The 13,894-nt window shown below is 66.6% G+C and carries 8 protein-coding genes; all 8 read left to right on the forward strand.

Annotation, left to right across the window (positions count from 1 at the left end):
• The first annotated feature begins 21 nt into the window (after window positions 1–21).
• Window positions 22–1,404, forward strand: coding sequence for a glycoside hydrolase family 1 protein (locus OU994_RS12060; protein WP_281610935.1), 1,383 nt, complete (start codon window positions 22–24; stop codon window positions 1,402–1,404).
• Between the two features lie 2 nt (window positions 1,405–1,406).
• Entirely contained in the window at window positions 1,407–4,784 is a 3,378-nt protein-coding gene (locus OU994_RS12065; RefSeq protein WP_281610936.1) for a glycosyl hydrolase, read from the forward strand.
• A 117-nt stretch (window positions 4,785–4,901) separates the two neighbouring features.
• Window positions 4,902–6,152 carry an amidohydrolase family protein gene (locus OU994_RS12070; RefSeq protein WP_281610937.1) on the forward strand — a complete coding sequence of 417 codons (1,251 nt, stop codon included), beginning with the start codon at window positions 4,902–4,904 and terminating at the stop codon, window positions 6,150–6,152.
• Window positions 6,153–6,154: 2 nt separating this feature from the next.
• Window positions 6,155–7,078 carry an alpha/beta hydrolase gene (locus OU994_RS12075; protein WP_281610938.1) on the forward strand — a complete coding sequence of 308 codons (924 nt, stop codon included), beginning with the start codon at window positions 6,155–6,157 and terminating at the stop codon, window positions 7,076–7,078.
• 197 nt (window positions 7,079–7,275) lie between these two features.
• Window positions 7,276–8,265 (forward strand): LysR family transcriptional regulator, encoded by a 990-nt coding sequence (locus tag OU994_RS12080; protein ID WP_131146676.1) that lies wholly within the window; start codon window positions 7,276–7,278, stop codon window positions 8,263–8,265.
• A gap of 116 nt (window positions 8,266–8,381) precedes the next feature.
• Complete coding sequence (locus OU994_RS12085) at window positions 8,382–9,698, forward strand: MFS transporter (protein ID WP_281610939.1); 1,317 nt, start codon at window positions 8,382–8,384, stop codon at window positions 9,696–9,698.
• A gap of 283 nt (window positions 9,699–9,981) precedes the next feature.
• Window positions 9,982–12,675: a CHAT domain-containing protein gene (locus OU994_RS12090; RefSeq protein ID WP_281610940.1), complete on the forward strand. Its 2,694-nt coding sequence runs from the start codon at window positions 9,982–9,984 to the stop codon at window positions 12,673–12,675.
• A 16-nt stretch (window positions 12,676–12,691) separates the two neighbouring features.
• A complete protein-coding gene (locus OU994_RS12095; protein WP_281610941.1) occupies window positions 12,692–13,594 on the forward strand; it encodes a hypothetical protein in 903 nt (300 codons plus the stop codon).
• Window positions 13,595–13,894: the final 300 nt, after the last annotated feature.

Genomic DNA, 13,894 nt, shown 5'->3' on the forward strand with positions numbered 1-13,894 from the left:
ACAACAACAATGGAGACAGGCATGACCGACCAGTTCAATCACGGCAATTCCCCGAGTAACCCGCGCCGCCGCACCCTGCTGGGACTCGGCACCGCGCTGGCCGGCGCGGCCATGCTGCCCGGCGCGGCCATGCTGCCCGGCGCGGCCACTGCCGCTGCCGCCACGAAGGCAAAAGGTCCCTTCCCGAAAAACTTCCTGTGGGGCGCGGCGATCGCCGGCCACCAGGCCGAAGGCGACAACGTCAACAGCGATGCCTGGCTGCTGGAGAACGTGCAGCCGACCGAGTTCAAGGAACCGTCCGGCGCCGGCGTCGACCACTACCGCCTGTTCGACCAGGATATCGGCATGCTGGCGCAGGCGGGCCTGAACACGTTCCGCTTTTCCATCGAGTGGGCGCGCGTGGAACCGGTGGAGGGCCTGTTCTCGGTCGCCGCGCTGGAGCATTACCGCGACGTGCTGGAAGCCTGCCGCAAGCGCGGCCTGCGCACCATGGTCAGCTTCAACCACTTCGTCAATCCGCGCTGGTTCGCCGCCCGTGGCGGCTGGGAAGCGGAAGGGGCCGCGGCCCTGTTCGCGCGCTACTGCGAGAAAGTCACGCAGCACCTGGGCCACCTGATCGACTACGCCACCACGTTCAACGAACCGAACCTGGCGCGGCTGCTGTTCGGCATTCCCGGCCCGCTGTCCGGCATGGCCGGCAACCCGCGCATGAAGGCCATGCTGGCCGAGGCCGCGCGCCAGACCGGTTCCGACAAGTTTTCCGCCTGGCTGTTCGGCGATTTCGACAGGATCCAGGCTGGCCAGCTGCAGGGCCATGCGGCGGCGTACCAGGCCGTCAAGGCGGTACGCCCGCAACTGCCGGTCGGCTTCTCGATCGCCATCGCCGATGACCAGGCGGTGGGCGACCCGGCCATGCGCGACCGCAAGCGCGCCATCGCCTACGAACCGTGGTTCAAGGCGATCGGCGAACACGGCGATTTCTTCGGCGTGCAGACCTACACGCGCGAGCTGATCGGGCCGGAAGGCGTGCTGCCGCCGCCCAAGGACGCGGTGATGACATCCGCCCACATGGAGTACTACCCGCAGGCGCTGGAGGCCACGCTGCGCTACACGGCGCAGCATGTGAAGAAGCCGCTCTACGTGACGGAGAACGGCACCTCCACCGACGACGACAGGCAGCGCGTGGCGTACATCCATACCGCGGTGGCCGGCGTGGCGAACTGCCTGAAGGATGGCATCGACGTACGCGGCTATATCCACTGGTCGCTGATCGACAATTTCGAATGGATCTTCGGCTACGGCCCCCGTTTCGGCCTGATCGGCGTGGACCGCAAGACGATGCGGCGCACCGCCAAGCCGAGCCTCGCGGTGCTGGGCAAGATCGCCCGCGCCAACGGGGCGTGACGATGATGCCGCGCCTGAAGACAATCTGCCTGGCCGTGCTGGCCGCGGTTGCGCTGCCCGCCGCAGTGATGCCCGCAAGGGGCGACGAGCTGGCGAAGGGCTTTGCCGACCCGCCCCAATCGGCCCGCCCGCGCGTGTGGTGGCACTGGCTGAACGGCAATGTCACGAAGGAGGGCATCCGCAAGGATATCGAGTGGATGTCGCGCTCGGGCCTGGGCGGCCTGCAGAACTTCGACGCCGAGATGATGACGCCGCCGCTGGTGGACAAGCGCCTGGTGTACATGGACGAGGGCTGGAAGGACGCGTTCCGCTTCGCCACGCAGCTGGCCGAAGAAAAGAACCTGGAATTCGGCATCGCCGCCTCGCCCGGCTGGAGCGAGACGGGCGGGCCATGGGTGCCGGCGCAGGATGGCATGAAGAAGATCACCTGGTCCCAGACGGTGATCGAAGGCGGCAAGCCGGTGGCGGTCAAGCTGGCCCCCGCGCCGCGCACCAGCGGGCCGTTCCAGGACCTGTTCGTGCTGCCCGACATCATGGGTCACGTGCCGGACGCGAAGAAGCTGCCGCAGGCCGGTGGCGAGATCGCCGTCTACGCCTGGCCCGTCGAAGCGGGGGGCGGCGACCTGCCGGCGATACGCCTGGGCGACAAGGCCCTGGACGCGGCCAGGCTGGCGGCTCCGGCAAGCAGCGACGTAGTCGAGATCGCGCCGCCGGCTGCAGGCGAAGCGATCGTCATCGCGCTCGACTACCCGGCACCGCGCACCGTGCGCTCGGCAACGATCTTCACGCCGGGGGCGGGCAATATCTTCGAGGGACCGGCTTACCAGTCCGTGCTGGAAGCCAGCATGGACGGGCAGGCGTTAAAAAAAAAGGTCGCGGACCTGCCGCTGTCGCTGGTACCGGCCACGGCGGGCTTTGCGCCCGTCACGGCGGCCCGCTTCCGGGTCGTCATCAAGGCCAATCCGCCGGCCGTCAACCCAGCCTTCATGCCGGTGGCGGGCGCCGATACGGGGCCGTTCGCGGCGATGGCCAAGCCGAAGAACCTGCGCCTGGGCCAGCTGGCCCTGTCGGCCGAGCCGAAAGTGCACCAGTTCGAGGCCAAGGCGGGCTTCGCGACCGTGGCCGACTACCATGCACTCGATGCCGCCGCCGATCCCGCCGAGGCGGGCATCGCGTCGTCGCGTATCGTCGACCTGACCGGCAAGCTGGCCGCCGACGGCACGCTGCGCTGGACGCCGCCGAAGGGCACCTGGAAGATCCTGCGGCTTGGCTGGTCGCTGACCGGCATCGAGAACCACCCCGCGACGCCGGAAGCCACCGGGCTGGAAGTGGACAAGTACGATGCCGGCGCGGTGCGCCGCTATTTGCAGACTTACCTGGGCAACTATGAAAGCGCGGTCGGCAAGGAACTGATCGGCAAGCGCGGCGTGCGCGCGCTGGTGACCGACAGCACCGAGGTGGGCGCGTCGAACTGGACACCGCGCATGCTCGAGCAGTTCAGCCGCCTGCGCGGCTATGACGCGCGGCCCTGGCTGCCGGCACTGGCGGGCCTCGTCATCGGCAACCGCGCCCGTACCGACGCCTTCCTGTACGACTGGCGCCGCACGCTGGCCGACCTGGCTGCCAGCGAGCACTACGGCACGGTGGCGGCCGTGGCCCGCGAACGGGGCATGAAGGTCTATGGCGAAGCGCTGGAAAGCGCCAGGGTGGCGCTGGGCGACGACATGGCGATGCGCCGCCACGCCGACATCCCGATGGCGGCGATGTGGACCTACCGGCCGGATCTCGGTCCCAACCCGACCGCCATCGCCGACATGCGGGGCGCCGCCTCGGTATCGCACATCTATGGCCAGAACCTGGTCGCCGCCGAATCCATGACCAGCGCGATGGCGCCGTGGGCCTTCGCCCCGGCCGACCTGCGCCCGATGATCGACACGGAATTCGCCAGCGGCGTCAACCTGCCGGTGATCCACACCTCGGTGCACCAGCCGCTCGGCGAGGACAGGAAGCCGGGCCTGTCGCTGGCGATCTTCGGCCAGTACTTCAACCGCAACGAGACCTGGGCCGGCATGGCGCGCCCGTGGGTCGACTACATGGCGCGCAGCGCGTACCTGCTGCAGCAGGGGCGCCACTACGCCGACGTGGCGTACTTCCATGGCGAAGAGGCGCCGCTGGTCACGCTGTACAAGAACGGCCAGCCGGCCGATGCGCCGCGCCGCTACGCCTACGACTTCGTCAACGCCGATGCGCTGGCGCAGGCGCTGTCCGTCGATCGCGGCGACCTGGTGGCGAAGAGCGGGGCGCGCTACCGCGTGCTGTACCTCGGCGGCAGCAGCCGCAAGATGACGCTGGCCACGCTGCGGCGCCTGCACGCGCTGGCCACCCAGGGGGCGACGATCGTCGGCGCGGCGCCGGAGGGCTCGCCGGCGCTGGGCGACGATCCGAAGCAGTTCGCCGCGCTGGTGAAAAGCATGTGGAGCGCGAAGGGAAGCGGGAAGGGCAGCGGCAGCGGCGCCGGCAGGGTCGGCAAGGGCCGCGTGGTCGACAGCGGCGACGTGGAAGCCGTCCTCGGCACGCTCGGCCAGGAGCCGGACATGGACTACGCCGGCAGCGGCAACCCGCTGTCGTTCGTGCACCGCCGCCTGGCGGACGGCGACCTGTATTTCATCGTCAACCGCACGGCGGCGCCGGTCGACACGGAGGCGCTGTTCAACGTGCACGGCAAGGCGCCCGAGTTCTGGCATGCCGACAGCGGGCGAAGCGAACCGGCCGGCTACCGCATGCAGGGCCGCCGCACGGCGGTACCCCTGTCGCTGGGCGCCAACGAGTCGGTGTTCGTGGTGTTCCGCAACGCCGCCGCCAGTGCCTCCGCCGCGCCGCCCGCCAGGCCGGCATGGACGCGGGCGGCGCTCCTGGAGACGGGCTGGCAAGTCGGTTTCGACGGCCTGGGCGCGCCGCCGCCGATCGCCAGTGGCGCGCCGGGTTCCCTGGCGGACAGCACCGACCCGCAGGTGAAGTACTTCTCGGGTATCAGCACGTGGCGGCGCGGCTTCACGCTGCCCGCCGGCGTGGAACCGGGCCGGCCCGTGAAGCTGGACCTGGGCCGGGTGGGCGACGTGGCGGAAGTGATCGTCAACGGCAAGCCGGCCGGCATCGCCTGGAAGCAGCCGTATGAAGTCGACATCGGTCCGCTGGTCGTGGCGGGTGCCAATACGGTGGAAGTGAGGGTTGCCAACCTGTGGGTCAACCGGCTGATCGGCGATGCCCAGCCGGGCGCGCGCAAGGTGACGTTCACTGCCGCGCCGACGTACAAGCCCGATGCGCCGCTGCGCCCCGCGGGGCTGATCGGACCGGTCACGCTGCAGGTGCCGTCGAGGTAGCGGAGGCCCGGCGACACGGGCAGGCGCAGATAGCTGGTATCGCCAAACAAGGCTTTGGCGATATCCGCGGCGCCACTAAAGTTGGGGCATCCATTTCAGGAATACAGGGAGACACAAGTGGCTGGAATCATTTTCAACAACGTACGCATCTTCGACGGAGCCCAGCTGCGCGCGGGCATCGGCGCGGTGCGCGTGGAGGGCAACCGCATCAGCGAGGTGGCCGATGGCGGCCGCCTTATCGCGCCGCAGGCCGGCGACCGCATCATCGACGGGCAGGGCGGCACCTTGATGCCGGGCCTGGTCGAGGCGCATGCGCACCTGTCGTGGCCAAGCTCGGTGGAGCGCTTCGTGCCCGGCATGGCGCTGCCGCCGGAAGACCTGGTGCTGACGACGGCGCGCAACGCGCGCATCCTGCTGGACCACGGTTTCACCAGCGCCTATTCGGCCGGCTCGCTGAGCAAGTCGGTGGAGGTGGTGCTGAACACGTTCATCACGAGCGGCGGCATGCCGGGGCCCCGGCTGGTGGCGTCGTCGATCGAGCGCTCGCCGCCGACCATCGACGAACTGGACCCGGGCCAGGTGGCCGACCACGGCACCGGCCCGGAAGCGGTGCGCGAGTTCGTCAAGCAGTGCGCGTCGATCGGCGCCAAGTCGGTGAAGTTCCTGCTGTCCGGCGAGGATGCGCTGATGCCGGGCGCATCGCAGCAACTGCTGTACACGCAGGAGGAGGCCAGCGCCGCCGGCGAGCAGGCGCGCGAATCGGGCGTGTGGCTGGCCTGCCATGCGCAGGCCAACGAGGCGGTCAAGATGGGCCTGCGCGCCGGTTTCCGCGTGCTGTACCACTGCTCGTATGCGGACAGCGAAGCGCTCGACATGCTGGAAGCGAAGCGCGACGACATCTTCATCGCCCCGGCCGTCGGCATCATCCAGGCCACCCTGGATGCCACGCCGCCACCGCATTTCGACATGGCGCACATGAAGGCCAGCGCGGCCGAAGTGCTGGCGCTGCAGAAGAAGCTGGTGCCGGAACTGAAGCGGCGCGGCCTGAAGGTGCTGCCGGGCGGCGACTACGGCTTCCCGTTCAACCCGAACGGGCGCAACGCGCGCGACCTCGAACTGTTCGTCGAGCACTTCGGCTACAGCCCGGAAGAAGTGCTGTCGGCGGCCACGCTGCTGGGCGGCGAACTGATGGGCATGGGCGATGAACTGGGCCAGGTGAAGCCCGGCTTCCTGGCCGACCTGCTGCTGGTCGATGGCGATCCGGTGGCCGACGTGACCGTGCTGCAGGACCGCAGGCGCCTGCGCGCCATCATGAAGGATGGCCGCTTCCACAAGGATCCGGCGCTGGCCGGGCTGGCGGGGGCGTAAGCATGGATGCGGGTACGCACCTGAACGTCGCCGCGCCGGACATGCGCAAGCTGGAAAAGGCGATCCGCGCCGCCGGGCCGGTGATCGATCCGGCGTTCGCGAAGAACCTGTATGCGCCGCTGCTGGCCAGCGCGCCGCGCGGCGGCGAAATCCTGCGCGACATCGCCTATGGCGGCGACGAGCGGCACCGGCTGGACGTCTACCTGCCGCTCGGCGCGAAGGACCCGGCGCCGGTGGTGGTCTTCCTGCATGGCGGCGGCTTCATCCGCGGCGACAAGGCCGACCGGGAAGCCGTGGGCCACTACTTCTCGCGGCACGGCGTCCTGGCGGTGCTGCCGAACTACCGGCTCGGCCCGCGCCACCGGTGGCCCGCCGGCGCCGAGGACGTATCGTCCGTGCTGGCATGGGCGCGGGCGAACGTGGCGGCGCATGGCGGCAATCCCGATCACATCGTGCTGGCCGGCGAATCGGCCGGCGCGGCGCACGTGGCGGCCGCCACGCTGGTACGGCGCTTCCATCCGGCCGAGGGCCTGAAGATCGCCGGCGCCTTCCTGGCTTCCGGCGTGTACAACGCGGAACTGGAACTGCTGGCGCGCGCGCAGCTGGGCATCGCCACGCCCGATCCGCGCAACGAAGCCTATTTCGGCACCGATTTCGCCGCGTACCGGGCCATGTCGACGGTGGCGCTGGTGGATGCGGCGCCGTTTCCGCTGGCGATCAGCTATGCGGAGCTGGACCCGGTCCAGATGCAGGCGCAGGCCGGCGAGCTGTTCGCCGCTCTGGTGACCCGGCACGGCTTCCAGCCCCGCATCTCGGTGGTGCGCAACCATAACCACCTGACGCAGGTCTACGCCATCAACAGCGGCGACGATGCGCTGGCCGGGCCGCTGCTCGATTTCGTGCGGGCGCCGGGCGATGGCTGCTAGCGTGTGCGGCTCCAACGCTCTCTCGACATCAACCATCGCTATTCCGCGACATTTGGCGGCGCCCCTGTTGCCGCGGCCGCGGGCGACCTCCTCTTTACACCCGTAACAGCCAGCCTTTTCAGATGACAGCAACTCCCAAAACCCCTACAGTGGAAGAAAAACATGCTGCCAAAGAATAATATCAAGGAGACAAAACCATGCGATTCAACCGGCTGGACCTGAACCTGCTGCTCGCCCTCGACGCGCTGCTGGAAGAACAGAACATCACGCGGGCCGCGGCGCGCGTCAACGTCAGCCAGTCCGCCATGAGCGGCATGCTGGCGCGCCTGCGCGAATTCTTCGAGGACGACCTGCTGGCCGCCGTGGGCCGCAACATGGAGCTGACGGTGCTGGGCCGGCAGCTGGTGGGCCCGGTGCGCGACCTGATCCTGCACGTGCATGCCACGGTGGGCATGCGCGTGACGTTCGACCCGGCGCGCGAAACGCGCTGCATGAAGATCATGGTGTCCGACTATGCCACCGAGGTGTTCCTCAACAAGGTGGTGGCGCGCGTGCTGCGCGATGCGCCGAACATGACGCTGGACCTGGTGCCGCTGGCCGACGACGCCGCCGAGAAGCTGCGGCGTGGCGAGAACGACTTCCTCATCATCCCGCGCCACTTCCTCGATCCCGAGCACCCCCAGCGCCTGCTGTTCGAGGACCACTACTGCGCCGTGATCTGGGAAGGCAATACGCAGGTGGGCGACACGCTCGATGCGGCCACCTACGAGCGGCTGCCGCACATCGCGCCGATGCTGGGGCGGCCCCGCTCGCCGACGATGGAGGAGCTGCTGCTGAAGGCGCAGAACGTGAACCGGCGCATCCGCGTGATCACCGCCGATTTCACCAGCATGGCCACCGCGCTGGTGGGCACCGACCTGGTGGCCACGATGCATGCGCGGCTGGCGCTGGCCTGCGCTCGGCGCCTGCCGATCCGCGTGCTGCCGCTGCCGTACGCGCTGCCGCCGATGGCCGAATGCGTGCAATGGCACCGCTTCCAGGAAAACGATCCCTGCCACATCTGGCTGCGCGGCATCATGCTGGAAGTGGGCCGCGGCATGCCCGCGAATGCCGAGCTGGCGATGGCGCCGCACAGTGCCAACGCGCTGGAGACGATGCCCCCGCTGCGGCTGCCGGCGCTGGCCTGAGCCGGCGCCGCGAGCGGCGCCCGGGCAGGCTGGTTGGGGAGCCGCCGCCGCAATGGGCGCCGTCCCCGCGGCCGGCCGGATAGAATCTTCCTGTCGCCATACTCCCGGGGAGATCCATGTCCGCTTCATCCGCCACCGTCGAACAGGGCATCCTGGCAGCAGGGGTCGGCAAGTTCCAGTACCGCCTGTTCGTGATCTTCGGGCTGGTGTGGATGGCCGACGCGATGCAGGTGCTGTCGATCGGCTTTTCCGCGCCGTCCATCGCGAAGACCTTCGGGATCGGCTTGCCGCAGGCGCTGCAGACGGGCACGTTCTTCTTCATCGGCATGCTGATCGGCGCCTTCGTGTTCGGCCGCCTGGCGGACCGGATCGGCCGCCGCCCCGTGCTGATGGCCGCCGTGGTGGTCGATGCCTTGTGCGGCGTGGCCTCGGCGTTCGCGCCCGATTTCACGTGGCTGCTGGCACTGCGCTTCCTGACCGGCATCGGCGTGGGCGGCACGCTGCCGGTCGACTACACGATGATGGCCGAATTCCTGCCCAGCGACCGGCGCGGCCGCTGGCTGGTCTGGCTCGAATCGTTCTGGGCGGTCGGTACCATCCTGCTGGCGATCCTGGCGCTGTTCGCGGCGGGGTGGGGCGACGATGCCTGGCGCGTGATCTTCCTCGTCACGGGCATTCCCGCGCTGGTCGGCGTGGTGCTGCGCCTGTACATCCCCGAGTCGCCCATGTACCTGAACCGCAGCGGCCAGTCCGAGGCGGCGCGCAAGGTGCTGGAACGGGTGGCCGCCGCCAACGGCCGCACCGGGCCGATCGCGCCGCTGCTGCCCGACAACGCGGGCCACCACTCGCTGTTCGCGCTGTTTTCCGCCCGGCTGCGCCGCCGCAGCATCGCCCTGTTCCTGGCCTGGGGACTGATCTCGATCGCCTATTACGGCGTGTTCGTCTACCTGCCCGTCAAGCTGGGCGCCCAGGGCTTCGGCTTCATGCGCGGCCAGGAATTCCTGATCGTGCTGGCGCTGGTGCAGTTGCCCGGCTTCGCGCTGTCGGCCTATGGCGTGGAACGGTGGGGCCGCAAGCCCACGCTGGTGGGCTTCCTGGTGCTGTCCGCCGTCGGCTGCATGGGCTACAGCCTGGGCAGCTCGATGCCGGTGGTGGTGGGCGCCACGCTGCTGATGAGTTTCGCGCTGCTGGGCACCTGGGGCGCGCTGTATGCGTTTACGCCCGAGGTGTATCCAACCGACCTGCGCGCCAGCGGCATGGGCATGGCCGGCGCCGTGGCCCGCTTCGGCGGCCTGTTCGCACCGGCCATCGTGGCGCCGGTGATGGCCACCCACTTCACGCTGGCGCTGGCGATGCTGGCGGCGTTCCTGCTGGCCGGCGCCGTGGCCATCCTGTGCGTGGACGCGGAGACGCGCAACCGGGTGCTGGAGTAGAGCGGGAAGTACTCATCCCGGCATGAGCAGGGGCACGGCACCCTTTTCGCCACCCGGTCCAAAGCGCTCTAGAACGAGCTCGACTAACTTAAGACGGTCCCGAACCAGCGCTGTTCGTCTAACTTCAGGTGGCAGTGGGCTGCGCACACCGGTATACCTTGTTGAGTATCTTTTCGGTGAGAGAAGGATTGTCGCCGCAATCATCGCTTTGACTTCGGGGCGCCGGGGCGTATCGTGAAAGTCACGTGACAACTACAACACGAGTTGCAAAAAAGGGGGGGATGTGAAGATCCTTTTTTTGGGAGCAAATCCAGTCAACGCGGCAGCCCTCGATATCGAAGACGAGGTACGTGCGATTTCCGAGGCGATCCAGTCCTCATTGTTCAGGGATGAGGTGACCTTTATCCATAACGGCGCGGTCGATGCGGCAATGCTGCTGCAAAGCCTGGAAAAGCTGAAGCCGGACGTGGTCCATTTCTCAGGCCACGGAGCCGATGGTCAAATCGCGCTGCGCTATGGCGACGATTACCGCATGGTTAAACCGGAAATGTTGGTGCGGGTTCTGAAGCGCTATGAGGTGAAACTGCTGGTTCTGAACTGCTGCTACTCCATCCAGCAAGAGCAAGCACTGGCTGGTGCCGCGCTCAGCGTGATCGGCACGACGGCGGCGATCAAAGACAAGACCGCCGTGGAATTCGCAAAGAACTTCTATCGCAATCTGTGCGACGGGTATCGCGTCGATCACGCTTATTACAATGCGCAGATCGTCGTCGACTTGAACCAGGGCGAGCACAGCCCATTCCACCGCATTGGCAGCGACACGCTTCGCTTCTTTCATGGCAAACAGGCGGGCACGCCGGAAGATTCCATAGTGCTGCCGCCAGGGATCTCGCGCATGCTGGGGTCGATTCACCTGCATATCGATGGCGGCACCGAACGCAAACTGGTCCGCAGCGCGATGGCGGCCCATCGTACAAAAGGTTATCTCACCGAGCAGAATGCCGTTACCCAGTTCATCGCTGGTGGCCAGCGCAATCTGGACCCGGAGATGTATGCACTGCATACGCCGGGCATCGAGAAGGAAGAGCTCGATTATTTTTCGACGACCTGCCTGCACTCCGGGCCCGATTTGCCGGAACCGGCGCAATGGCAGAAGATCAAGGCGGCTACGCGCGAAGTGCTGGTCCAGCTCGACGATCTCGAAACCCCGGCGAACACCTCCGGCGTGGTGCTGGAACTTGAGCGCGTAGTCGGCACCGTCGACGAGGGCGGCAACGTCGAGCTCGCCGATTCGCTGCGCCTGCGCGACAGTGATGTCAGCGCCATGTTCGATGGCGAGGGCCTGCTGTTCAAGCCAAACTACCGGACGAACTGGGTGGGGGGGACGCCCCTGTATGAACTGCATTTCTCCCTTGATCTCGATCGCAGTCCGGACGACAGGGAGCCGCCGCCGCTAGAGCTGCAGCGTATAAGCAAGATGTCGGAGCAGGCCGCGTTGGCGGTTGGCGGCTGGTTCCTGTTCGACGACAAGCGGCGCTGGGCCTACCGGTCGAACGGCTTCGAGCCGGCAATTTCCAAGGAACTCCTGGCCGGCTGCTACCAGCGGTTCAAGGAAGTGCTGAACAACGCGGGTGTCTCACGCTTGCCGGGCTACAGGTTGCGCCTGATTGCCGAGGAGGCTGTAGCCGTGTGGAAGTCCCCGTTGAGGAAGTTTCCCGATGTTTACACCGTGAGCGACTTGGCCCGCTGGGAGGCCGGCCTCGACCAGTTGGAGGAGTTCTGGGTAGTCGCGCCGAATTTCCTGGGCGACCAGGATGGCCGCGTGTTCGAGGCAATGCACAAGCAGTTGCGCAAAGGTGCCCGCTACATCTATTTTCTGCGATCGAACGCGGATGCGCGGCGCTGGATTTCCTTCCGTGCCGACCTGAAGGAGCGGCTTCAGATGGAGCCGAAGATGGACGCATACGTCTTTGAGTTCGATGATGCGTTCTGGGATACCAACATGACTTTCATCGCCAATCCGCGCTCGAAGAGCCCGTTGGCGATGCGCCTGCTGACCGATCGCCTGACCCAGAAGATCATCGGCGGACTTCTGGACAGCGGCCCGCTGGCGATCCAGCTCGTTGGCCGCCTGCAATCGGCGCTGCGCGATCCGCATATCCGGCGCTGCGAGCGGGTAATCATCGAGCCCCGGCACGACAAGATTGCCGCCGTCTGTCTGCGTTTTCTCCAACATCCTGCCGAACCGGACTGGGAACAAATATTCGACGACTTGTTGGCCAAGCAGGTGAGCGTAAGTCGGGGCGAGATCGTGCGGTACGGCGGGCATACCATCGTTGTGCTGTTTGTCGGTGCCCGTTGCCTGCAGAGCGGTGTCGCCTTTGCGCGCGGGTTTCGCGATCGCCTGCACAACATCGGGCCAGCGTGGCAGGTACGGCTAGGTATCGGCTATGGCGACGGCCAGCAGCGAGCACGTGCGGACGGAATGAGCTGGTGCGCCGATGCGATTCACGATGCAAAGGAAACTACCTGGGCCGCGCTGCCAGGCGAGCCGTCTCTGGCGGTGCTTACCCCGCAGGCATACCAGCGCCTGAAGGCAGTGGGCATGGCCACTTTTCCAGACCTGGATCTGTGTGGCGACGCGGCGTTGTCGTGGATTACGCAGCAAAAGCCAAAACCAGTGGATGGACCTCCGCCGGACCAGGGAGCGCGCAACGCCCCGCTGTCGCTGCACGAAGCTTTCGCGGCCACTGAGCCCGTGGTTCGTACGGTCAATGGAGCCGATACGGTCGTCATTCCAATGACCCGGATCATGGGCGACGGCGGGCGTAACCTGCGGAACAGGCAACAGCCGCAGAGAACGCGCTTCATTGCCCCGTGGCGGGAAGAACCGGTACCGAAGCCGGCTGGTAGTCCTCCAGAAGATGCCGGCGAGCTTGCGAAGGCGCGCCAGCCCGGCAAGATTGCTGACGAATAAGCAGGGTGGCCTTATCATGCCCGACGACGGCAGCCAGCATGTCAACCGAACAGGCGGTGCCTTCATCGTCTGGCCCGCCGATTCCCAAGGCAGGCGCATCGATCCGCCTCGATCGGGGGAAGACGGTTCCCGGCACTTGCCAAATCCAGCGCATCCCGATGCTGTCGAGCTGTTCATCGGGCTGCCGGATGATGCCGGACCGCCACCGAAGGAACAGGTCGAACTGCTGATCGAGATCGAAAAATTGTTACGGGTCGTCCAAAGCCTTTACCGGAGCGGGCCCAGGCCGAGGCCGGAAGCGTTTCGCATCTATTACGTCAAGCTGTTCTACCTGGCGCAACTCGGCCTCGAAGGGCCGAATGCGGTCCCGGATATCGCCAGGTCAGCGCTAGCTGTCACAGCGATGGATCTGATTGACGACGAGGCGGGCAACATCAAGAATGCCTACCTGAAGCGGCTGGGCTTGCATACGGTGATACTGTCCGTGCCGTTCCTGGCGCTGTATTGCGTGGCGTTTGCCTGGCAAGGAGAATGGCTGACCAGCTCGTTCGCGCTGCTGCGTATTGACCGCCCATTGCTGGCCAGCTTTTGCATGCTATGGGTGGGCTGCTTTCACGGCGTCTGGCTGTCCTATGGCATCCGCAAGGCGAAGATCGGTATCGCCGACCTGACTGCCCGAGAGGAGGACCGAATGCAACCATTAGTGCGGTTGCTGTTCGCCGGCCTGCTGACGTTCGCTATCGGCCTGATGGTAACTAGCGGCGTCGTCGATATCGAGATCGGTAGCATCTCCCTGACCCGTATCATCGATACACCGACGTTCGCATACCTTGTCGGCATGTGTTTTGGCATCGCGGAACTTGCCTTGCCTGCGTCGATTGGCAACAAGGCGAATACCGTCGCCGCCGCGATCAGGTAGCACATGTGGCGGGGCGCGGCGAGTCATTCAAAAATGGCGCCGCTGGGTGTCTCGCCGACCTCAGTCGGCGCTATCAACGCCAATCCGCCAGCAATGGCAGTAGCTCCGTAAGCGTCTGCTTAGCGCCGCATTGAGCGCTGAGAGTTACAGCTGGATGATGTTTGCCGCACCGATGGAAAGCGGAGTTCAGCTGGCCAGCTTGGCGGCACCGTTCCAGGGCAGGAAGTCGGCGACACGGCCCACATGATGATCGGCGATATACGCCAGCACATGGCGAAACCACGCTTCGGGATAGATATC

Origin of the sequence: Pseudoduganella sp. SL102 (genome assembly GCF_027856995.1) — a bacterium.
Classification (GTDB): domain Bacteria; phylum Pseudomonadota; class Gammaproteobacteria; order Burkholderiales; family Burkholderiaceae_D; genus Rugamonas; species Rugamonas albidiflava.